The organism is Nonomuraea sp. NPDC050556, from assembly GCF_044457355.1.
Lineage (GTDB): Bacteria > Actinomycetota > Actinomycetes > Streptosporangiales > Streptosporangiaceae > Nonomuraea.
Genome location: NZ_JBITGU010000004.1, coordinates 151,209 through 171,609, shown reverse-complemented (window position 1 = coordinate 171,609; position 20,401 = coordinate 151,209). Strand labels below are relative to the sequence as shown.

At 68.4% G+C, this 20,401-nt stretch carries 21 protein-coding genes; 16 read left to right on the top strand and 5 right to left on the bottom strand.

Annotated elements, in window-relative coordinates; translation table 11 throughout:
• Nucleotides 1-89: 89 nt before the first annotated feature.
• The 3 genes from ACIBG8_RS37870 to ACIBG8_RS37860 all read left to right on the top strand — a co-directional run bounded on the left by ACIBG8_RS37870 (nt 90) and on the right by ACIBG8_RS37860 (nt 2,667).
• Nucleotides 90-1,691 (top strand): hypothetical protein, encoded by a 1,602-nt coding sequence (locus tag ACIBG8_RS37870; protein ID WP_397348014.1) that lies wholly within the window; start codon nt 90-92, stop codon nt 1,689-1,691.
• Nucleotides 1,692-1,804: 113 nt separating this feature from the next.
• On the top strand, nt 1,805-2,215 hold the full coding sequence (locus ACIBG8_RS37865) for a DUF2871 domain-containing protein (protein ID WP_397348013.1): 411 nt from the start codon (nt 1,805-1,807) through the stop codon (nt 2,213-2,215).
• 2 nt (nt 2,216-2,217) lie between these two features.
• Nucleotides 2,218-2,667 carry an anthrone oxygenase family protein gene (locus ACIBG8_RS37860; RefSeq protein WP_397348012.1) on the top strand — a complete coding sequence of 150 codons (450 nt, stop codon included), beginning with the start codon at nt 2,218-2,220 and terminating at the stop codon, nt 2,665-2,667.
• On the opposite strand, the gene ACIBG8_RS37855 is transcribed toward ACIBG8_RS37860, so the two are convergent.
• Nucleotides 2,621-3,490: a LysR family transcriptional regulator gene (locus ACIBG8_RS37855; RefSeq protein WP_397348011.1), complete on the bottom strand. Its 870-nt coding sequence runs from the start codon at nt 3,488-3,490 to the stop codon at nt 2,621-2,623. The two genes, ACIBG8_RS37860 and ACIBG8_RS37855, sit on opposite strands and share 47 nt — an antisense overlap.
• 87 nt (nt 3,491-3,577) lie before the next feature.
• Between ACIBG8_RS37855 and ACIBG8_RS37850 the strand changes: the two genes are divergently transcribed.
• From ACIBG8_RS37850 to ACIBG8_RS37825, 6 genes are all read left to right on the top strand, one after another.
• Complete coding sequence (locus ACIBG8_RS37850; protein WP_397348010.1) at nt 3,578-4,369, top strand: SDR family NAD(P)-dependent oxidoreductase; 792 nt, start codon at nt 3,578-3,580, stop codon at nt 4,367-4,369.
• A 33-nt stretch (nt 4,370-4,402) separates the two neighbouring features.
• Entirely contained in the window at nt 4,403-5,290 is an 888-nt protein-coding gene (locus tag ACIBG8_RS37845) for a LysR family transcriptional regulator (protein ID WP_397348009.1), read from the top strand.
• An 82-nt stretch (nt 5,291-5,372) separates the two neighbouring features.
• Nucleotides 5,373-5,747 (top strand): VOC family protein, encoded by a 375-nt coding sequence (locus ACIBG8_RS37840; RefSeq protein ID WP_397348008.1) that lies wholly within the window; start codon nt 5,373-5,375, stop codon nt 5,745-5,747.
• 100 nt (nt 5,748-5,847) lie between these two features.
• The gene (locus ACIBG8_RS37835; RefSeq protein ID WP_397348007.1) at nt 5,848-6,249 is read left to right on the top strand and encodes a hypothetical protein; all 402 of its coding nucleotides are present in this window, start codon (nt 5,848-5,850) and stop codon (nt 6,247-6,249) included.
• 20 nt (nt 6,250-6,269) lie between these two features.
• Nucleotides 6,270-7,451 carry a serine hydrolase domain-containing protein gene (locus ACIBG8_RS37830; RefSeq protein ID WP_397348006.1) on the top strand — a complete coding sequence of 394 codons (1,182 nt, stop codon included), beginning with the start codon at nt 6,270-6,272 and terminating at the stop codon, nt 7,449-7,451.
• Nucleotide 7,452: 1 nt separating this feature from the next.
• On the top strand, nt 7,453-8,496 hold the full coding sequence (locus ACIBG8_RS37825) for a serine hydrolase domain-containing protein (RefSeq protein ID WP_397348005.1): 1,044 nt from the start codon (nt 7,453-7,455) through the stop codon (nt 8,494-8,496).
• A 529-nt stretch (nt 8,497-9,025) separates the two neighbouring features.
• Here ACIBG8_RS37825 and ACIBG8_RS37820 read toward each other — a convergent pair.
• The 3 genes from ACIBG8_RS37820 to ACIBG8_RS37810 form a co-directional block, all read right to left on the bottom strand.
• Nucleotides 9,026-9,217 carry a hypothetical protein gene (locus ACIBG8_RS37820; protein WP_397348004.1) on the bottom strand — a complete coding sequence of 64 codons (192 nt, stop codon included), beginning with the start codon at nt 9,215-9,217 and terminating at the stop codon, nt 9,026-9,028.
• Nucleotides 9,172-10,815, bottom strand: a complete 1,644-nt coding sequence (locus ACIBG8_RS37815) for a leucine-rich repeat domain-containing protein (protein ID WP_397348003.1) — start codon at nt 10,813-10,815, stop codon at nt 9,172-9,174. Before ACIBG8_RS37815 ends, ACIBG8_RS37820 begins: the two co-directional genes overlap by 46 nt.
• Nucleotides 10,816-11,329: 514 nt before the next feature.
• Nucleotides 11,330-12,331: an LLM class F420-dependent oxidoreductase gene (locus ACIBG8_RS37810; RefSeq protein ID WP_397348002.1), complete on the bottom strand. Its 1,002-nt coding sequence runs from the start codon at nt 12,329-12,331 to the stop codon at nt 11,330-11,332.
• Between the two features lie 94 nt (nt 12,332-12,425).
• Here ACIBG8_RS37810 and ACIBG8_RS37805 point away from each other — a divergent pair, with 94 nt between their 5' ends.
• The gene (locus ACIBG8_RS37805; protein ID WP_397348001.1) at nt 12,426-13,865 is read left to right on the top strand and encodes a sulfatase; all 1,440 of its coding nucleotides are present in this window, start codon (nt 12,426-12,428) and stop codon (nt 13,863-13,865) included.
• Here the strand turns inward: ACIBG8_RS37805 and ACIBG8_RS37800 are convergent.
• On the bottom strand, nt 13,860-14,525 hold the full coding sequence (locus ACIBG8_RS37800; RefSeq protein ID WP_397348000.1) for a FadR/GntR family transcriptional regulator: 666 nt from the start codon (nt 14,523-14,525) through the stop codon (nt 13,860-13,862). The genes ACIBG8_RS37805 and ACIBG8_RS37800 overlap by 6 nt on opposite strands.
• Nucleotides 14,526-14,552: 27 nt before the next feature.
• On the opposite strand from ACIBG8_RS37800, the gene ACIBG8_RS37795 reads away from it, so the two are divergent.
• The 6 genes from ACIBG8_RS37795 (at nt 14,553) to cobT (ending at nt 20,332) form a co-directional block, all read left to right on the top strand.
• On the top strand, nt 14,553-15,269 hold the full coding sequence (locus tag ACIBG8_RS37795; RefSeq protein ID WP_397347999.1) for a (Fe-S)-binding protein: 717 nt from the start codon (nt 14,553-14,555) through the stop codon (nt 15,267-15,269).
• Between the two features lie 11 nt (nt 15,270-15,280).
• Nucleotides 15,281-16,663 carry a lactate utilization protein B gene (locus tag ACIBG8_RS37790; protein WP_397347998.1) on the top strand — a complete coding sequence of 461 codons (1,383 nt, stop codon included), beginning with the start codon at nt 15,281-15,283 and terminating at the stop codon, nt 16,661-16,663.
• Nucleotides 16,650-17,216, top strand: coding sequence for a lactate utilization protein C (locus tag ACIBG8_RS37785; RefSeq protein WP_397347997.1), 567 nt, complete (start codon nt 16,650-16,652; stop codon nt 17,214-17,216). Before ACIBG8_RS37790 ends, ACIBG8_RS37785 begins: the two co-directional genes overlap by 14 nt.
• An 18-nt stretch (nt 17,217-17,234) precedes the next feature.
• The gene (gene cbiE, locus ACIBG8_RS37780; RefSeq protein WP_397347996.1) at nt 17,235-18,401 is read left to right on the top strand and encodes a precorrin-6y C5,15-methyltransferase (decarboxylating) subunit CbiE; all 1,167 of its coding nucleotides are present in this window, start codon (nt 17,235-17,237) and stop codon (nt 18,399-18,401) included.
• A gap of 69 nt (nt 18,402-18,470) precedes the next feature.
• On the top strand, nt 18,471-19,298 hold the full coding sequence (locus tag ACIBG8_RS37775) for a sirohydrochlorin chelatase (RefSeq protein ID WP_397347995.1): 828 nt from the start codon (nt 18,471-18,473) through the stop codon (nt 19,296-19,298).
• Nucleotides 19,298-20,332 (top strand): nicotinate-nucleotide--dimethylbenzimidazole phosphoribosyltransferase, encoded by a 1,035-nt coding sequence (gene cobT / locus ACIBG8_RS37770; protein ID WP_397347994.1) that lies wholly within the window; start codon nt 19,298-19,300, stop codon nt 20,330-20,332. Before ACIBG8_RS37775 ends, cobT begins: the two co-directional genes overlap by 1 nt.
• Nucleotides 20,333-20,401: the final 69 nt, after the last annotated feature.

Sequence of the window (20,401 nt, the reverse complement as noted above, 5' to 3'; positions counted from 1 at the left end):
CGGTCGAATGGCGTGTATGTTTCCGTCATCCCTCTCCGACGCAGGGGACGCAAAAAGCGTTCCCCGTCCGACCAAGGAGTTTTAACCAAATGAAGCGCACCCTCATCGCGGCCGGCGGATTCCTCCTCGCCGCCGGTCTGGCCACCACCCCGGCCCTCACGGCCAGCGCGTCAGCCACCGCTTCCGACCCCGCGCAGGAGCAGCTGGCCTCGGACGCCAAGAAGGTCTCCGAGGTCCTCAAGTTCTGGACGGCGTCCAACAACCTCGCCCTCAAGCAGGCGACCGCGCTGACCTACGACTACAAGGTCGGCGGCGCCGTCATGAAGGGCGGTTACGTCGCCGACGGCAAGCCCGGCATCGTCGCGCCGATCGGTCAGGAGAAGAAGACGGCGGTCAAGAGCCAGAACGTCAACTTCCCCAAGACCATCGGAAAGGTCTTCTTCGTCGACGGCAAGGGCGCCCCGCGCTGGTGCTCGGCCACCTCGATCCAGTCGCCGAACCGCAACCTCATCGCCACCGCGGGCAGCTGCGTCTACGACGAGGAGGCCAACGGGCACGTCATGGACAAGTTCGTCTTCGTCCCGGCGTACTACCAGGGCAAGACCGCCTACGGCATCTACGTCGGCAAGACGGCCTACATGCACTACGACTACGCCAACTACGAGGACGGCGACCGCAACTACGCGTTCGTCACCGTCTACAACGGGCTGAACTTCTCCAACGGGAAGACCTCGCAGGTCAACAAGGAGGAGTTCGACAAGTACGTCGGCGACAAGTGGGTGACCGACAAGGAGATCACCCAGGCCGAGTACGACGCCGGCGTGCAGCGGTACGGCAAGGACGGTCCGTACAAGTCGAAGGTCGTCGACCCGAAGACCGAGACGGTCGGCAAGCCCTCCGGTGTGAACTCGGACGAGACCCTCAAGCCGTACCTCACCGCGGACGGCAAGGACGGCGTCAAGGCGGTCACCTACGAGGTCACCGAGGGCGCCTTCACCGGCGCCAAGAAGGACTACGAGAACAACTCGCAGTTCAAGTCGGAGACGCTGCCCATCTCCAAGGAGGAGTTCGAGCGCCTCACCAAGGAGAAGGCCAACGGCAACTTCCCCGGCAAGCTGGAGGAGGTCAAGGACGGCACCAACGTCATCGGGTGGAAGAAGACCACCTACTGGCTGCTCAAGTGGGTCAAGTCCAGCGCCAAGACGGTCTACTACGTCGAGCAGTACTTCATCAACGAGGGCGGTCTGGTCTCCACCGGCCGCCTGGGTGACGCGGTCGGCGGTCAGGGCTTCGCCTACAACCAGCCGGTCGCCAAGACCCCGGTCAGGGCCTTCGGCTACCCGTACGCCGAGCACCCCGACGGTCACAAGGCGTTCACCGGCATCACCCCCAAGACGTGCTACGGCAAGACGTCGGCGAAGAACGTGGTGTGGGCCAAGTACCGCATCGAGGAGAACGTCGCCCTTCGCTGCAGCATGACTCCGGGGGCCGACGGCGGGCCTTGGCTGCTGAAGTACAGCAACGCCACGCGTCTCGGTTACGTGAACGGTGTGACCGGCGGCTTCCTGGACACCGACGGGAACAACCGGATCGACACCATCATCAGCGCGTACTTCGACGGTGAGGCGGCCGCGGTGTACAACGCGGCGGCCAAGTCGTGGAGCGGTGACATCCTGCCGGTCAAGAAGTAGCGGCACCTGAAAGGGGTGGAAGGGATCTCCCTTCCACCCCTTTCCTCACATTTCAGGCGGTTGTGTCGTCGGGCTCCTTGGACATGTTGACATCCATCTCCTTGGAGCCCCTCATGAGAAAGATCCTTCACACCGCGCACATCTACATGATCATCGGTGTGGTCAGCGGGCTCTACTACCGCGAGCTCACCAAGCTGAACGACTTCACCGGCGACAGCCAGCTCGGCGTGGTCCACACGCACCTGCTCGCCCTCGGCATGCTGTTCTTCCTCATCGTGCTGGCGCTGGAGAAGCTGTTCACGCTGACCGCCAGCAAGCTCTTCGGCTGGTTCTTCTGGATCTACAACGCCGGTCTGGCCCTGACCGTCGCCATGATGACCGTCCGCGGCTCCATGACGGTCCTCGGCGCCGAAGCCGGAGCCGCGATCACCGGCCTCGCCGGGCTCGGGCACATCATCCTGACGGTGGGCCTGATCCTGCTCTTCGTCACCCTCGGCAAGCGCATCCCCGCCAAGGGGGCCTGACCATGCGGCTCCTCCACGCACTCGCCCTGCTCGCCACCGGCCTCCTCGCGGGAGCTTTCGGGTACGGCGCGGCCAACCTCGTCCCCACCTTCAACGCGGTGCCGCTGGAGATGCGGCTGTCCTTCCACAGCGAGCTGATGCGGATGAACGGCATCACCATGCAGACGGCGATGGCCGTGTCGACGCTGAGCTCCCTCGCCCTCGCGGTCCTGGCCCGCGGACGCACCCGGTTGGTGGCTGGTACGGCAGGCCTGCTGACCCTCGCGTCCTTCCTGATCACGCGGCTGGGCAACGTGCCGATCAACGGCCGGATCAAGGAGTGGGCGCTCACCTCGGCTCCGGCGGATCACGCGGAGATCCTGGGCCGGTGGGAGCTCTTCAACATCCTGCGCACCCTCACCGCCATCATCGCGTTCGCCCTGCTGATCGCCCTTTCCCTGAGGCGGCCTTGACGAAAGCGTCCAGGCGGGGGGAGGTGGGGGTGGTGCGGCGCCAGATCAACCCCCATTCCAGGGGCGGGGCGTCCACCAGGGGGACGAAGGTGACGTCGGCTCGGCGGTAGAAGTGGGTGACCTGTTCGCCGACCGGGTACACGCCCTGGCCTGAGGCGATCAGCATCAGGATCTCCTGGAACGTCGCCGCCGACGGGCCGCGGTCTATGGGGCGGCCGCTCGGGGTCTGGCGTGGGGTGCGGTGGTCGGCCCAGTAAGGGGGCAGGGTGTCGGGGGCGCTCACCACCCGTTCGGCCGCCAAGTCCTCCACGTACGCGTGACCGCGCTTGGCCAGGGGGTGGTTGGCGGGGACGGCCAGGACGGTGGGCTCTGTCAGGAGCACGGGGCCTGTCACCAGGTCGGGCTCGTTGATGGGGAAGCAGAAGCCCAGCACCTCCACCGCGCCCGAGCGCAGAGCCGTCAACGCCGCCCCGAACTGGATCTCCTGCAGCTGGACCTCCGACCCGCACACCACCTGCCGCATCAGCGCCCCCATCGCCGCCCCGACGAATCCCGCGCGCAGGACCACCGCCGAGACGGCCCTGGCGTACGCCTGCCGTACCAGCGAATAGGCAGGTGCGAGGTCGGCGTTGAGCTGCTCGCCGAGCGGGGTGAGGGCGACGCGTCTGCTGGTGCGGGCGAAGAGCGGGCCGCCGATCCGCCGCTCCAGCTTCTTGATCGTCTGGCTGATGTGGGCGTGCGTGACCCGCAGGCGCTCCGCCGTACGCCCGAAGTGCAGCTCTTCGGCCAGCGTGAGGAAGGCCTCGATCTCGTGTCGTTCCACGGCTTTTCCCATCGGTCATCCGGAGTTACCAATCGTGGCAGGTTCCGTCCTTGATCCGTCCTCGTCGCTGCTTCCATGCTGATGACCATGACGATCGCAATGGTGACCGGGGGAAATCAGGGGCTCGGGCTGGCGCTGGTGCGCGGGCTGTGCCGGGCGGGTCACGAGGTGTATCTGACCGCGCGTGACCGCGGGCGCGGCGAGCGGGCCGTGGAGCTGCTGCGTACGGAAGGGCTCGACCCCCGGCTGGAGGTGCTGGACGTAAGGGACGACGTGAGCGTGAAGGGGCTGGCGGCGACGATCGCGGAGCGGCACGGCGGGGTGGACATCGTGATCTCCAACGCCGCGGCGCGGATCTCGCCCGGGGTGTCGAACGCCGACCAGGTGCGGGAGTTCGTGGACACCAACAACCACGGGACCGCCCGGGTGATCGAGGCGTTCGCGCCGCTGCTCAACGACGACGGCCGATATGTGGTGGTCGCCAGCTTCTTCGGCACGCTGCACCACCTGCCCGAGCAGCTGTGGCCGCTGTTCGACGGCGACATCGGGCGGGTGATGGACGACTACGTGGCCGCGGTGGAGGGTGGTACGGCGGAGCGGCTCGGCTGGCCGGAGTGGATCAACGTGCCGTCCAAGGTCGGGCAGGTGGCTGCGATGCGCGCGCTGGCCCGCTCGGTGGACCGGAGCAGGGGGATCGTGGTCAACGCCGCGTGCCCCGGGCTGGTGGACACCGACGCGTCGCGTCCGTGGTTCGACGACATGTCGCGGGCGCTGAGCCCCGACGACGCGGCCGTGGACGTGTTGTGGCTGGCCACCGGCTCCGGCCTGCCGTACGGAGAGCTGGTCCAGTACCGGAAGGTGCTCCCCTTCCACCCCTAGACTTTGTCCCGCTAAAAGGGACAAAGGGGGCTTGTGGAGCTGCGGGACATCGAGATCTTTCTGACCTTGGCCGAGGAGCTCCACTTCGGCCGTGCGGCCGAGCGGCTGCACGTCTCCGTGGCCAGGGTCAGTCAGGCGATCAAGAAGCAGGAGCGGGCGATCGGCGCCGAGCTCTTCGCCAGGAACAGCCACAGCGTACGGCTCACGCGGCTGGGCGAGCAGTTGCGCGACGATCTGCGCGTGCTGCACGAGGGCCTGGCGCAGACCTTGGAGCGGGCGCGCCTGGCCGCCCGCGGCAAGACGGGCACGCTCCGGATCAGCCTGTTCCCCGCCAACATCCAGGAGCTGCGCCGCTACTGGGACACCTTCCGCGCCCGGCACCCGGAGTGGGAGCTGCGCCTGCGGGTGTCCAGTTACCAGGACCCGTTCGCCCAGTTGCGCAACGGTGACGTCGACATCCTGGTCACCTGGTTTCCCATCGAGGAGCCCGACCTCACGGTGGGCCCGCTGCTCTTCGCCGAGCCCAGGGTGCTGGCCGTGGCCGAGGGGCATCGGCTCACCCGATGGTCCTCGGTCTCGCTGGAGGCGGTGAGCGACTTCGAGCACATCGCCGTCGAGCCGGTGCCCGCCTACTGGTTCGACCACTACGTGCCGGAGGTCACCCCCAAGGGGCGGCTCATCGATCGCACGGCCAGCGTGAACAACATCGAGGACATCTTCATGCACACGGTCCTGGGGGATACCGTCACCCTTTTCCCCATCCACGTGACGCGCTACTACCCTCGCCCGGACATCGCCTACCTGCCCGTGCAGGACATGGACGTCCTGCCGTACGGGCTGGTGTGGCTCAGTTCGGCGGAGAACGACATGATCCGCGCGTTCGCCCGCGTCGTCCGCGACCTGGGCCCGCTGCCCGGCTGAGGCCCGGCGTGAAGCCCGGGGTTAACGCGGCGTTGCGGGATCCGTCGTTGCCCCGGCCTGGCCGTACCGAGAGCCTTGGTCCGTGAACATTGTCTCCTCGACGGTCGTCTTCACCGTCGACGATCTGGCGGGCTCCCGCCGCTTCTTCACCACCCACCTGGGGTTCCGCGAGGTGCTCGACACCCCGGACTTCACGTGGCTGAGCCGCGACGATGCGGCCCCCGACATCCTGCTCCACCAGCGTGACCTCGAACGGCCGCGCGAGCGGATCGCGCAGCCGGTGGTGGCGTTCGCGGTCACCGACCTGGCCCGCGAGCACGAACGGCTGAGCGCCGAGGGCGCACCCATCAGCGGGCCGCTGTCGCGCAACCCGTGGGGCGAGCGGCTGATGCGGCTGACCGATCCCAACGGGATCGTCGTCGAGCTGACCGAGTGGATCGCGCCAGGAGGAGCCTGATCGGCGCCGTGTCAGCGGCCGTGTAAGGACGGTGACGGCCCGGTATCAGGGCGGTCGGCGAAGGTAATGCCCATCACCCGGTTCCACGAAGGAGCACACCATGTCGATCACCCTCACCGACCAGGACAAGCTGACCCTCCGCACCGCCGGTTGGGGCGCCGTCTCGCTGATGTCCGCCGCGGGAGCCGCCGAGTCCGCGCACAAGGCAGCCACGCACGGCTCCATCGCCCTGACCTCGGCCACCGGACTGACCGGGCACGTGCTGTCCAAGGCGCCCAAGGGCGTGAAGTGGGGCAAGACCGTCGCCGCCCTGGCCGACCAGGCGCTGCCCGCCCTGACCGCGAGCGTGAGCCTGCTCAAGCAGCAGGACCCGGCAGAGGCCGACAACTTCCGCACCACGATCACCGTCGCCATCGAAGCGGCGGCCCGTACGCACCAGGGCCAGCCCAGCCCGACCATGGCCGAGATGATGCGCAAGATCACCGAAGCCCTCAACGCCTGATCGGCGAAGGAGATTTCATCATGAAGAGACTGCATGAGGTTTTGTCGGGATATGTCGACTCCGGGCGCATTCCCGGGCTGGTCGCCCTGGTCAGCCACCGCGGTGAGACGCACGTCGAGGCGCTCGGAACGATGCGCCACGAGGGTGGCGCGCCGATGCGCCGGGACACGATCTTCCGGATGGCCTCGACGTCCAAGCCGGTCGCGATGGCCGCGGCGATGGTCCTGCTGGACGAGTGCAAGCTCCGGCTGGACGACACGGTGGACGAGTGGCTGCCGGAGCTGGCCGACCGCAAGGTGCTGAAGCGGCCGGATGCCCCGCTGGGCGACACCGTCCCGGCGCGGCGCCCGATCACCGTGCGGGACCTGGTGACCTCCACGTTCGGGCTCGGCATGGACCTGACCGCGATGGGCGCTCCCATCATGGGCGCGGTCTTCGGGCTTGAGCTCACCGGTCACGGGGACACGCCCGAGCAGGACGAGTGGATGCGCCGCCTCGGCACGCTCCCGCTCATGCACCAGCCCGGCGAGCAGTGGCAGTACCACATCAGCCACGACGTGCTCGGCGTGCTCGTCGCCCGGGTCACCGGCCGGCCGTTCGAGACCTTCCTTCGCGAGCGGATCTTCGAACCGCTGGGCATGAAGGACACCGGTTTCCACGTGCCTGCCGACAAGATGGAACGGCTGCCGCCCAGCTACGCCCCCGACCCGCAGACCGGCGAGTTCGTGGTGTGGGACGAGGCGGAGGGCGGACGGGTCAGCAAGCCCCCGGCGTTCCAGTCCGGCGGCGGCGGGCTGGTCTCCACCGCGGACGACTACCACGCCTACTTCCAGATGCTCCTGAACGGCGGAATGCACGGGAACGAGCGCATCCTGTCCCGGCCGGCCGTGGAGCTGATGACCACCAACTGCCTCACGCCCGAGCAGGAGGCCACTCGCAGCGCGCTGGCGCGCAACAGCGTCCACGTGTCGTTCGGCCAGGGACAGCAGGGCGGCTGGGGCTTCGGCATGGCCGTGCGCACCTACCGCGGTGACTACGCGCCCATCGGCCAGTTCGGCTGGGACGGCGGGACCGGCACCAGCGTCTACTCCGACCCACACAACCAGCTCACCGGAGTGCTGCTCACGCAGGTCGGGCTGTCCGTCCCGGCTCCGGCGCGACTCGTCCAGGACTTCTGGACCACCGTCTACCAGGGAATCTGACATGAACGAACTGCAGAAGGTCATCCAGGAGATCGTCGACTCCGGTTTCACCGGGGTGCAGCTACGGGTGCGCGACGAGCGCGGCGAATGGGTAGGCAGCGCCGGGGTGAGCAAGCTGGGCGAGCCCGGCGCGCCACCCGTGAACGGACATGTCCGGATCGGCAGCAACACCAAGACCTTCACCGCGACCCTGGTGCTGCAGCTGGTGGCCGAGGGCAAGGTCGAGCTGGACACCCCGGCGGACGACTACCTGCCCGAGCTCGGCCTGGACCGGCGCATCACGGTGCGGATGCTGTTGCAGCACACCAGCGGGGTGTTCAACTTCACCGGCGAGTATTTCGAGGACGGGACGGTCGCGCCGGGGATCCCCTGGCAGGGCCAGGAGTGGGTGGACAACCGGTTCAGGACCTACGAGCCGGAGGAGCTGGTACGGCTGGCGCTGTCCAAGCCTGCGCGGTTCGAGCCGGGGGCAGACTGGAGCTACGCCAACACCAACTACGTGGTGCTCAGGTTGCTGATCGAGAAGGTCACCGGTCGGTCGTACGCAGAGGAGATGGAGCGGGGGATCCTCGGGCCGCTCGGCCTGTCGGACACCGTGGCGCCGACCACCCAGACGGGGATTCCCGAGCCGCACGCGCACGCGTATTACCGGTACGACGAGACGACCGTGGACGTCACCGAGCAGAATCCGTCGTGGATCTCCAGCGGGGGTGACATGATCTCGACCACTGCTGACCTGCAGACTTTCATCTCGGCATTGGTGGGCGGCAAGCTGCTGCCCGCGTCGTTGCTGGAGGAGATGTTCACCCCGGAGGCCAAGGTGGGTTATGGGCTGGGGGTGTTCGTGCAGCCTACGGAGTGCGGGGGGACGGTGATCACGCACAACGGGGGGATCGCGGGGCATGCGGCGCTGATGTACAGCACGCGTGATGGGAGCAGGACTTTGACCGCTGCGTTGAACTATGTGGACGATGCGGGGTTGTCTTTGGGTGCGGCGTTCCAGCAGGCCACACAGCGGCTCATCAACGAGGTGTTCTGCAGCTAGGCACCGCTTGGTCGTGTCTTCCGTTGCCGCGCGGCACGGGCCTTCGCTGAGTTGCACGCCTCGCGCGAATGGGCTCCGGGCCGCCCCAGCCGTGCACGCTTTCTGGGTGGGCCCCGAGGGCCCACCCAAGTGCCCCGATACCTACCGTGAGGGCTGGCCTGCGAACACGGACAGCGCCTGTTGGTCCCTGGTCGTCACCGCTGCCGCCCGGATCGGGCCGACGAGGAGTACTGCTCGAAGGCCAACCGCGTCTACCTGCGACGTCGGGGCGTCCGGGCCACGATCCCGGAGCGCCGCGACCAGATCGTCGGGTGGAAACATCGCGGCAGCGCCGGCGGTCGACCGGGAGGACTACAAGCTGCGGCACGCCGTGGAGTGCGGGATCAACCAGCTCAAGCGGCACCGGGCCCGTGGCCACCCGATAGGACGAGCTCGCCGTCCACTCCTTGGCCACCGTACAGATTGCGACGATTGGTGAGGGACCGTGATCCCCGGCGACCGGCTCCGCTGTCATGCCGACCTCGAACGCCTACTCGAAGTCGATCTGGGCGGTCGGGTGTGCGGCGGTGATCCGGTCGCGGACCGCCCTCGGGAACAGGTTGCCGTACAGGTTGGCCACTTCCAGATCGGGGAGCGTGTCGAAATCCGCCGGCAGGTCGTTGAGCTGATTGAACCTCAGGTCGACGATCCGCAGCCGACGAAACGTCCCGATCCCGGCCAAGTGCTCGGGCTTGAGCTTGAGGCGCTTGGTGTTCGCTGCCATCGGCTGATCCGGAGCTCCTCCAGTCCGGGCAGCTCCATGGCGAACAGCGCCCGCAGGAAATCGTGCGACGGCAGAGGCGTGCCAGCGCGGCGGCTTTGTCCGCCGAAGCCGAGGACCCGCAGCGCGGGCAGGCGGCCGAGGTCGGGCAGCGGGTCGCGCAGCAGACCGAGGCTGTCGCCGAGGTCGAGGTCTTCGAGGCGGGTCAACCGCAGCAGGCTGTCGGGGACGGTGTCGAAGTAGTTGCCGCTCAGATCGAGCCGGCGCAGGTTCGGGAAGGTAGTGACGGCCTCGGGGAAGGTCCGCAGGAAGTAGTGGCTCCCGCCGGATATCGACACCTCCTCGACGGCGGCCAGCCCGTGCGCGGAGTCGGGGAACACGACGTTGGTCCCGTCGGCGACCAGCTTGCGCAGCGCGACCAGGTCGCCGAAGGTGTCCGGCAGGACGAACCGCGTCACCTCCGGCAGGTTCCACTCCGACCCCGACTCCGTGTCGACGGAGACGGACAGGTAGGAGATGTCGAGTTCCTCCAGGGCAGTGAGCCGGCCGATGGCGGCCGGCAGGGTGAACTCGACCGTGTCCAGGTCGGTGTCCCGGTTGCCGGCGACGCACAGCACCCGGAGCGCGGCCAGGTCGCCGATCGATTCCGGCAGGGCGGTCAGCTCGCAGTTGCGCACCGACAGGTGCTCCAGCCGGGTGAGCGTCCCGAGCGCGTCGGGCAGCTCGCCGATCGGGTTGTCGTCCAGGATCAGGGTACGGAGCCACGGCATCTGGAGCACCTCGGCGGGAAACTCCTTGAGCTTGCGATTGGTCAGGTCGAGGTGCTCCACCCGGTCGGCCCGGGACTGGGACACGTCGGCTTCGGCCGACTCGCCCGCCGTCCGGGCTCCGGGCCGCAGGACCGGCAGCCCGGCCCGCAGCCGGTCCAGGAACGCATTGACGTCCAGACAGCGGTCCTCCGCGTTGACGACCTCCGGCACGAACGCCTCGGAAATGCCCGGCTTGGTGTAGTCGGCGTCCTTGGCGTCGCCGAGGTTGTCCACCCAGCGCCCGCCGACGGCGTGCATGTCCATGGCGTGGTCGAAGACGATCACCCAAGGGGTCTCGACGGTCCCGGTCCGTAGCCAGCCGTGGTTGTAGTAGCCGTAGACGAGGTGCGTGAAGGCGCCGTCGTGGATGTAGATCGCGCAGTCGCCGGCCTCCAGGGTCTCGGCCTCGGTGCGACCGCCGACGTAGAGTCCGGGCTGGTCCTCATAGAGCGCGATCGGGCCGTTGACCGTCAGATTTCCGGTGATCACGATCAGCTCGACGTCGTCCTCGTCGTCCCCGCTTCGCAGGGCATTGACGGCGTCCAGGAAGTCCCCGTCGACCGCGAGATCGCCGTCGAAGAACAGCACGCTGTCATAGTCGGACGACTCTCCTTCACTCTGGAACGCGGCGGACAACGCGCCGCTCAGACGGGCGTCGGCGTCGGCATAGGACAGGGATGCGGGGGTGGCGGAGATCGACATGGCGACGAGCATAGATCCGCGCTGTGACAGCCCTTCGTGCTGGCTCATCAGCTCATCGTCAGGGTCTTCGACCTGCGATCGGCCGCGCCGGTTGCACAATCCGCGGCCTGACGTGCCACCCACGATCCAGCGAAGCGAGAGGACGTCTGCCCAGCGCTCAGAAGGGTTCCGCGTCCTGGACGACCGGTGGCCCAGCGACGCACCAGCAGCCTCCAAGGCCAACTGCACCAACTGCTACGTCGGCGACCACGAAGGCGAAGGCGGTCCGTAGCCCTCCCGAGGTGCACCCGGTGAGTGTTGGGAAGAGGAATGCGCGCCAACGGACAGCGTTGAACTCTCCGAGATCGTCGTCCCACGGGGTGATGGATTCTGCGATTCCCGAGAGGCCTGAGACCTCGGGGGTCCGGGGGCCGGTAGGCCGCCCGGCTGGGGGTCTTGGGGGGCTCGGCCCCCCAATAAGACCAACCCGGAGGGAAATTCGCGCGAAGCGCGCCCCATCCCGAAGGCCCATGCCGTGCGCGCCCCTCAGAGAAGACAAAAGCCTCAAAAAGAGTTAAAGGTCTTAACCAAGCACAAGGTCGCGGATCGTCGTCAGGGACTGCTCATCACGAGGACCCATGACCAGCAGGTTCGTGACCGGGCTGGCGCGCCACAACTCCAACCGCTCCTTGATCCGCCCCACCGGCCCCACCAGCGAGATCCCATCCGCCAGCTCATCCGGGATGGCAGCAAAAGCCTCATCCCGCTTCCCCGCCAGATAAAGCGCCTGAATATGCTCAGCAGCCTCCGCGAACCCCATCCGTCCGATGATGTCCGCGTGGAAGTTGCGCTGCTTGGCGCCCATCCCCCCGATATACAGCGTCAGCATCATCTTCACCACGTTCAACGCCCCCGCCACATCATCAGAGATGATCACCATGACCATCGCCGCGATGTCGAAGTCAGCAGGCCGCCCAGCCAGCGAAGCCCCGTACATCTCCTCGATCTTGGAAGGGAACGCGAACAGCGGCAGCCACCCGTCCGCGATCTCCGCGGACAACGCCACGTTCCGCGGCCCCTCAGCACCCAGGTAAACGGGAATCTCCCGCCGCAAAGGGTGAGTGATGAGCTTGAGGGGTTTGCCCAGCTCGCCAGGCAACGGCAGTGGATAGTGCGGCCCGTCGCTGGTGACCGGCTCCTCCCGCCGCCACACCTTGCGCATGATGTCGACGTACTCCCGAGTCCGAGCCAGCGGCTTGGCGAACGGCTGGCCGTACCAGCCCTCGACCACCTGCGGCCCCGACGCGCCGACCCCTAACAGCAGCCGCCCCCCGGTCAGATGGTCCAGCGTCATCGCGGTCATAGCGGTGGCAACCGGGGTCCTTGCCGAGATCTGTGCGACCGATGTGCCAAGCTTGATACGAGATGTCCGTGCTCCGTACCAGGCCAGCGGGGTGAAAGCGTCGCTGCCGTACGCCTCGGCCGTCCACACGGAGTCGTATCCGAGCCGCTCGGCGGTCCGCACGACCTCGGTCGCGTCATCGGCGTTGCGCTGCCAATAGCCGAGGTTCAGACCGAGCTTCATGCGGGCCCTCCTTCACAGAAATGAGAACACGTTCTATTAGCCCAGGGCAGGTCCTTGGGTGTCAATGCATGATCTCCGGGGGAAAGTGACATCTGTGGTGAAGGGTCTGTGTCGTCTCGCCTGTGTCCTGCTGTTGCTTCCGCTCGCCTTCTCGCTCCCTCCAGCGTCCGGCGAGACGGCTCAAGCCCGGCCGAACATCGTGTTCGTGCTGGTGGACGACCTGGAGGCCGGAGTCCTTCGCAACTTCCCCAACATCTCCAAGCAGCTCGTACGGCAGGGCGCCTCGTTCGAGCGGTTCTTCGTGACGAACTCCTGGTGCTGCCCCTCGCGCACGTCGATCCTGCGCTCGCAGTACGTCCACAGTCATGGCGTCCTGACCAACACCGCGCCTGAAGGCGGCTTCGACCGCTTCTACGCCAATGGTCTGGAACGTTCCACAGTGGGAACCTGGATGCAGTCCGCCGGGTATCGCACCGCGCTGATGGGCAAGTTCCTCAACCACTACCCGGGCACCTCCACCGAGGCCACCCACGTGCCACCCGGCTGGAACGAATGGGACGTCCCGGTAAAGAACCTCTACGAGGAGTATGGCTACACGCTCAACGAGAACGGCAAGCTGGCCGACTACGGCTGGTCGGAGCGCGACTACCTGTCCGACGTGCTGGCCGGAAAGGCGCGCACGTTCATGACCGCCTCCAAGGACCCGTTCTTCCTCTACCTGGCCCCGATCGCCCCGCACAACCCCAGCAACCCCGCCGTACGGCACGCCAACGCCTTCTCCGGCGTCAGAGCGCCGAGGCCGAAGTCCTTCAACCAGGAGGACGTCAAAGACGAGCCGCGCTGGCTCAGGAACCTGCCCACGATCAAGCAGAAGGGCATCGACCGGATAGACGAGCGCTACCGGGACAGGATGCGCGCGATGCTCGGCGCGGACGACCTGGTCGGCAGCGTGGTCGAGACGCTGCGCCAGGCGGGCAAGCTCGACAACACCTACATCTTCTTCGCCTCGGACAACGGCTTCCATCTCGGCACGCACCGCATCAAGCAGGGCAAGACCACCCCCTTCGAGGAGGCGATCAGGGTGCCGCTGGTGGTCAGGGGGCCGGGCATCGCGCCTGGCTCGACGGTCAACGACATGACGGCCACCGTCGACCTGGCGCCCACGTTCGCCGAACTGGGCGGGGCGGCCGTGCCGCCGTTCGTGGAGGGGCGTTCGCTGGTGCCGCTGCTCAACGGCAGGAAGCCGACGCACTGGCGCAAGAACGTGCTGGTGGAGTTCAACCGGCCGCTCAACAAGGCGTCGGCCAAGCAGACGCCGGTCCCCGCCTACCAGGCGCTGCGCACCGAGGACTACACCTACGTGCGGTACGAAACGGGGGAGACGCAGCTCTACGACCTGGCCGCCGACCCGCACCAGCTCCACAACATCGCCGCGACGGCCGATCCGGCGCTGCTGCTCCGGCTGCAGTCGCGGCTGCTCATGATGCGCACCTGCTCGGCGGCCAACTGCCGCGAAGCAGACACTCGGTCATAGCGACGGATAGGCGTGGGCGAGGTGGTCGGTCACCGCATTGACCGCCTCGACCGGGTCACCGTCCCGGATAGCGTGAAAAATCCGGACGTGGTCGGGGCGGAGTGTCGACGGGTCGCCCAGCCGTTCCACCGCCTCCACGGCATAACGTCGCACGGAGTCCCGCAAAGACCGCATGATCGCTGAGATCAGCCGGTTCCCGGACGCCTCGGCGATCGCGCAGTGGAAAGCCGTGTCGTGCTCCACGAACTCCTCGGCGGTGGTCGCCTGGTCCATGGCCGCGAGATGCCGCGCGAGCTCCGTGGTGTCCGCCCGCGAAGCGGCAGCGTGCGATGCCGCCCAGCGCTCGATCATCAGCCGCGCGTCGATGACCTCCCACAGCTCCAGGCTGGCCAGCCCCAGGTGCAGCCTGAGCAGGTCCGTGAGCGCCGTATCCGGCCGCGAGGTGAGTACGGCTCCCGCGTCGGGACCCCGTCCCACCTGCGAGGACACCACGCCGAGCGATTCGAGCACGCGTAGTGCCTCGCGTACCGAGGAGCGCCCCACCCGCAGCTCCTCGGCCAGTTGCCGCTCGCCGGGCAGCCGGTCGCCGACCGTCAGCCCGTCGTCCAGGATGCGCTGCTCGATCTGGGCGATAACGCCCTCGAACTTCCTTGTCCCCATATGGTCTGACCATAGTATGGTCTGACCATGAAAGTCGCCCTGTTCATCACGTGCGTCAACGACACGCTCTTTCCCGGCACCGGGAAAGCCGTGGTGTCGCTGCTGCGCAGGCTCGGCTGCGACGTCGACTTCCCCTCCGCCCAGACCTGCTGCGGCCAGATGCACGTCAACACCGGCTACCGCGAGGAGGGTGTACGGCTGGCCCGCCACTTCACCGAGGTCTTCGGCGGATATGACGCGGTGGTCGCGCCGTCGGGCTCGTGCGCGGCGATGGTCCGCGAGCAGTACCCGAAGCTGGTCAAACCGGGCAGTCCTGGAGCCGCTCAAATAGAGCAGCTCAAGGTGTATGAACTGTCGGAGTTCCTGATCGACGTCCTCAAGGTGGACGACGTGGGCGCATATTTCCCGCACAAGGTGACCTACCATCCGACGTGTCACTCGCTCCGCGGCCTGCACCTGGGAGACAAGCCGACCAGGCTCCTGCGGAAGGTCCGCGGCCTGGAGCTGGTTCCGCTGGAGGCGGCCGACGAGTGCTGCGGCTTCGGCGGCACGTTCGCGGTGAAGAACCCGGCGATCTCCGCTGCCATGTGCGGCGACAAGGTGCGCAACGTGCTCGACACCGGCGCCGAGGTGCTCTGCGCGGCGGACAACTCCTGCCTGATGCACATCGGCGGCACCCTCAGGCGGCAGCAGTCAGGGGTGCGGATCATGCACCTCGCGGAGATCCTGGCGGCCACATCATGACTTTTCTTGGTATGCCGGGGACCTTCCCGCAGAACGCGGCGGTAGCCGTACAGGACTCCCAGCTTCGCTACAACCTCCGCAAAGCCACCCACACCATCCGCGGCAAGCGGCTCAAAGCCGTGGCCGAGCTGCCCGACTGGCAGGAGCTGCGCGCGGCGGGAAAGACCATCAAGGACCACACGCTCCGCCATCTCGACCGCTACCTGCTCCAGATGGAGGAAGCGGTGACGAAGGCGGGCGGTCACGTGCACTGGGCGCGCGACGCGGACGAAGCCAACCGCATCGTCACCGAACTGGTCCAGGCGACGGGCGAGACCGAGGTCGTCAAGGTCAAGTCGATGGCCACCCAGGAGATCGGGCTCAACGAGCACCTGGCCAAGCAGGGCATCACCGCCTACGAGTCCGATCTGGCCGAGCTCATCGTGCAGCTCGGCGACGACTTCCCGAGCCACATCCTGGTCCCGGCCATCCACCGCAACAGGTCGGAGATCCGCGAGATCTTCACCGAGAAGATGGCCGAATGGGGGCGACCGGCGCCCGACGACCTCACCGACGAACCCTCGGCGCTGGCCGACGCCGCCCGGCTTCACCTGCGCGAACGTTTCCTCAAGACCAAGGTCGCCATCTCCGGCGCCAACTTCATGATCGCCGAAACCGGCACCCTGGTCGTGCTGGAGTCGGAGGGCAACGGGCGCATGTGCCTGACGCTGCCGCGCACGCTGATCAGCGTGGTCGGCATCGAGAAGCTGCTGCCGTCCTGGCGCGACCTGGAGGTCTTCCTCCAACTGTTGCCGCGCAGCTCGACGGCCGAGCGGATGAACCCGTACACGAGCATGTGGACGGGGGCGACCGAGGGCCAGGACTTCCACCTGGTCCTGCTCGACAACGGCCGCACCAACGTGCTGGCCGACGAGGTGGGACGGCAGGCGCTGCGCTGCATCCGCTGCTCGGCCTGCCTGAACGTGTGCCCGGTCTACGAGCGGGCCGGTGGCCACGCCTACGGATCGGTCTATCCCGGGCCGATCGGTGCGATCCTCACCCCGCAACTGCGCGGCATGGGCTCCGACCTGGACGCCTCGCTCCCGTACGCCTCGTCGTTGTGCGGCGCGTGCTTCGAGGCCTGCCCGGTCGCGATCGACATCCCGGAAGTGCTGGTCGACCTGCGCGCCAAGGTCAAGCACGCCCCGGCGGAGCGCGCGGGCATGAAGGTCGCCGGGTGGGTCCTGGCCAAGGACGTACGGCTGGCCAGGGCGCAACGGCTCGCGGTGCGTTTCCGCAAGCTGGTTCCCAAGCGCCTCCCTGGCCCGCTGTCCGCGTGGACCGACACCAGGGACCTGCCCGACATTCCGGAAGAATCGTTCAGAGACTGGTGGGAGCGCAATGAGCGCGCGTGAGGTGATCCTGGACAGGATCAGGAAGGCCGTCGTCGGTGCTCCGGACGTGGAGATCGTGCGCGCCTACCGGACGGCTGTGCCGTACGACGACGTGGTTGCCCTGTTCGCCGAGCGCGTCGACGACTACCGGGCCGTGGTGCACGTCGTGCCGGAGGCCGGGCTCGTCGGGAAGATCGCCGAGCTCGCCGAGGGCAGGCGGATGATCGTCCCGGACGGGCTGCCCGAGGAGTGGGTGGTCACGGCGTCCGACGACCTCTTCAGCGCCGACGGCGTGATCACCGGGTGCGCCGTGGCGATCGCCGAGACCGGCACGATCGTCCTGGACACCGGGCCGGGCCAGGGGGACAGGGCGCAGACGCTGGTGCCCGACTACCACCTGTGCGTGGTGCGCTCCGGCCAGATCGTGGCCACCGTCGCGGAAGCGCTCGCCAGGCTCGACCCCACCCGCCCGCTCACCTGGATCAGCGGCCCGTCGGCCACGAGCGACATCGAGCTCAACCGGGTCGAAGGCGTGCACGGCCCGCGCAACCTCGAGGTGGTCATAAGCACCTGACGCAGTCATCCTGAAGGCATGGTGACGGTCATCGGGTGGGACGGGTCCGAGCTTTCGCCCAGGGCGCAGGACCTGCTGCGGCAGGCCGCCCTGGTCGCAGGCCCCGGCCGGATCGTGCGGCAGTTGCGGCTCGGCGACGCCGTAGCCACCGACGACCCGCTCGCGCTGCTCGACGAGCACCTGGAGCGCGGCGAGGGCGAGGCCGTCCTGCTCGCGGGAGGCGACCCCGGCTTCTTCGGCGTGGTGCGCGACCTGCGCGCGCACGGCGTCAAGCCCGAGGTGCTGCCCGCCACCTCGCTCGTGGCGCAGGCCTTCGCGCGCGCCGGGCTCAACTGGGAGGACGCCCTCGTCGTGGCCCCGGCTGGCGCGGAACAGCTGGCCAAGGTCGTCAACGTCTGCCGCGCCCACCCCAAGGTCGCGCTGATCGTCGCGCCAGGCGTCGGGCCCGCCGAGGTCGCCAGGGAGCTGGCGCCCACCACGCCGCGCGCCCTCATCGTCTTCGAGGACCTGGGCGGGCCCGACGAGCGCGTCTCGCACAGCCGCATGGGCGAGGCGACCACCAGGCCGTGGAAGGACCCCGACGTCGTCCTCGTCCTCGACCCGCTCTACCGGCCGCAGGGGCGCGCCTGGCTGGCCGGCGGGCGCACCGGGCCCGAGGAGTGGGCGCTGCCCGGCGACACGCCGCCCGAGGTGCGCGCGTTCATCCTGGCCAAGCTCGGGCCGCGACTGGGCGACCTCGTCTGGGACGTCGGCGCGGGCTCGGGGGACATCGCCGTCGAGTGCGCCAGGTTCGGCGCGGCCGTCGTGGCCGTCGAACGCGACGAGGAGGCCTGCGCCCGCCTGCGCGCCAAGGTCATCGACCTGGGCGTCAAGGTCGCGCTCACCCGCGGGCAGGCGCCGCCCGCGCTCGAACCGCTGCCCGACCCGGACGCCGTCTTCGTGGGCGGCGGCGGGCCCGACGTGATCGTGGCGTGCGCCGCGCGCAACCCCAGGTCGCTGGTGTGCACGGTCAAATCGCTGGAGCAGGTGCCCGCCGTACTCGACCGGCTGCGCGAGCACGGCTACCACGCTCAAGGCACCCAGATCCAGGCGTCACGCCTGGTCACGCTGGCTTCCGGCGCGCACGCGCTGAGCGCCGCCGACCCCGTTTTCATCGTTCACGCAGTGCCGACGCACGCACAGTGACCTGTCCAATACCCATGCCGATCGGTTATCCTCGCGTGTCTGTCTTTCGTACCCCCGGAGACCCTCTTTATGAAGCCCCCGCTGCTGCTCATCGGGCATGGCTCGAACGATGACGCCGGTTCCGCCGAGTTCGGCAGGTTCGTGCACCGTCTGCGTTGCCGCCTTGACCAAAACGCGGCCGACGTCTCCGGCGGCTACCTCGACATAGCCAAACCACGGCTCAGCGACACCGTCGCCTCGCTCGTGGCGCGCGGACACCACCGGCTGGTGGCGCTCCCGCTCAGCCTCAGCAGGGTCGGCGAGGAGCTGCCCGCCGCCATGGCGCTCGAACAGGAGAGGCACCCCACCTTGATGTACGACTACGGCCGCCCCCTAGGCCCAGACCCCCGCGTGCTCGCGCTGCTGGCCGAGCGGCTCAACGAGGCCGCCGTCGAGCTTGAGCCGATCCAGGAGTTCCCCAGGCTCAGGGCGGTCACCTCGGTGCCCGTCGAGGAGCCCGTCCAGCACATCGAGCTGTCCGAGACCGCCGTCGTGCTGGTCGGCGAGGGCTCGACGGACCCGGCGGCCAACGCCGAGGTGCACCGCGTGTCCAGGTTGTTCTGGGAGACGCACGCCTATGACTTCATGACCGTTGAAACCGCTTTCGTCTCCGTCACCCCGCCCGGCGTGCCCGGTGGGCTGGAGCGTTGCCGCAGGCTCGGCGCCAAGCGCGTCATCGTGCTGCCCTACCTGCTGTTCGCGGGCGGGCTGCTGGAGCGGGTGTGGGCGCAGGCCCTGGCGTACGGCGCGGGCCACCCCGACCTCGACATCCGCTGCGCCGAGGTGATCGGCGACTGCGACTCGCTGGCAGACGTGGTCATCGAGCGGTACGAAGAAGCCCTCCAGCTGGTGCACTGATGCTGCCCTCCGTCTCCGAGGCCTCCGCCTCCGCCCTGGCCGAGGCCAGGGCGCACCAGGACCGTCTCACCAAGCCGCGCGGCTCGCTCGGGGTCCTCGAGGAGGTCGCGGTACGGCTGGCCGGTGCGGCGGGCGTCTGCCCGCCGCCCATGCCCACCCCAGCGGCGCTCGCGATCTTCGCGGCCGACCACGGCGTGCACGCCCAGGGCGTCACCCCGTGGCCGCAGGAGGTCACGGTGCAGATGGTGGCCAACTTCCTGGCCGGTGGCGCGGTGGCCAACGCCTTCGCTGCGCAGGTGGGAGCGTCCGTGACGGTGGTCGACGTCGGTGTCGCCGCCGACCTCGCCGACGCGCCAGGCCTGGTCCACCACAAGATCGGGTACGGCACGGCCGACCTCTCGCTCGGCCCGGCCATGACGTCGGCGCAGGTCGTCGAGGCGCTGGAGGCGGGCATCTCGGTCGCCTCCTCGCTGGTCGCCCAGGGAGCGCGCTGCCTGATCACCGGTGACATGGGCATCGCCAACACCACCGCTTCCGCCGCGCTGATCTGCGCCTTCACCGGCAGGGACGCTGCCGAGGTGACCGGCCGCGGCACCGGGATCGACGACGAGATGCACGCGCACAAGGTCTCCGTCGTGCGGCGGGCCACGGCCGCGCTGCCCGAGGAGCCCATGGACGTGCTGGCCGCCGTGGGCGGGTTCGAGCACGCGGCGATCGCCGGGTTCATCATCGGCGGGGCGGCACTGCGGGTGCCGGTCATCCTGGACGGGGTCATCGCGGGGGCGGCGGCTCTGGTGGCCGCGGCGCTCTCTCCCGCTTCGATCGACCACTGCGTCGCCGGGCACCGGTCGGCTGAGCCCGGCCACGCCGCCGCGCTGGACCATCTCGGGCTGCGCCCGCTGGTGGACCTGGAGCTGCGCCTCGGCGAGGGCACCGGGGGGCTGCTGGCGTATCCGCTGGTCTGCTCGGCCGTACGCGTGATGCACGAGGTGGCGACGTTCGACTCGGCAGGAGTCACCGACAAACCCGTGTAACGGCGCGTGACGAAACGGTACCGGCTTGACCGCCGTTGACACACGGGCCGCGACTCTCTCGTTAGGACC

Bases quoted from the DNA above. Each gene is read 5' to 3' on its own strand.
- ACIBG8_RS37870 (WP_397348014.1), top strand. From the start codon at position 90: ATGAAGCGCACCCTCATCGCGGCCGGCGGATTCCTCCTCGCCGCCGGT.
- ACIBG8_RS37865 (WP_397348013.1), top strand. From the start codon at position 1,805: ATGAGAAAGATCCTTCACACCGCGCACATCTACATGATCATCGGTGTG.
- ACIBG8_RS37860 (WP_397348012.1), top strand. From the start codon at position 2,218: ATGCGGCTCCTCCACGCACTCGCCCTGCTCGCCACCGGCCTCCTCGCG.
- ACIBG8_RS37850 (WP_397348010.1), top strand. From the start codon at position 3,578: ATGACGATCGCAATGGTGACCGGGGGAAATCAGGGGCTCGGGCTGGCG.
- ACIBG8_RS37835 (WP_397348007.1), top strand. From the start codon at position 5,848: ATGTCGATCACCCTCACCGACCAGGACAAGCTGACCCTCCGCACCGCC.
- ACIBG8_RS37830 (WP_397348006.1), top strand. From the start codon at position 6,270: ATGAAGAGACTGCATGAGGTTTTGTCGGGATATGTCGACTCCGGGCGC.
- ACIBG8_RS37825 (WP_397348005.1), top strand. From the start codon at position 7,453: ATGAACGAACTGCAGAAGGTCATCCAGGAGATCGTCGACTCCGGTTTC.
- ACIBG8_RS37815 (WP_397348003.1), bottom strand. From the start codon at position 10,815: ATGAGCCAGCACGAAGGGCTGTCACAGCGCGGATCTATGCTCGTCGCC.
- ACIBG8_RS37810 (WP_397348002.1), bottom strand. From the start codon at position 12,331: ATGAAGCTCGGTCTGAACCTCGGCTATTGGCAGCGCAACGCCGATGAC.
- ACIBG8_RS37800 (WP_397348000.1), bottom strand. From the start codon at position 14,525: ATGGGGACAAGGAAGTTCGAGGGCGTTATCGCCCAGATCGAGCAGCGC.
- ACIBG8_RS37795 (WP_397347999.1), top strand. From the start codon at position 14,553: ATGAAAGTCGCCCTGTTCATCACGTGCGTCAACGACACGCTCTTTCCC.
- ACIBG8_RS37790 (WP_397347998.1), top strand. From the start codon at position 15,281: ATGCCGGGGACCTTCCCGCAGAACGCGGCGGTAGCCGTACAGGACTCC.
- ACIBG8_RS37785 (WP_397347997.1), top strand. From the start codon at position 16,650: ATGAGCGCGCGTGAGGTGATCCTGGACAGGATCAGGAAGGCCGTCGTC.
- cbiE (WP_397347996.1), top strand. From the start codon at position 17,235: ATGGTGACGGTCATCGGGTGGGACGGGTCCGAGCTTTCGCCCAGGGCG.
- ACIBG8_RS37775 (WP_397347995.1), top strand. From the start codon at position 18,471: ATGAAGCCCCCGCTGCTGCTCATCGGGCATGGCTCGAACGATGACGCC.
- cobT (WP_397347994.1), top strand. From the start codon at position 19,298: ATGCTGCCCTCCGTCTCCGAGGCCTCCGCCTCCGCCCTGGCCGAGGCC.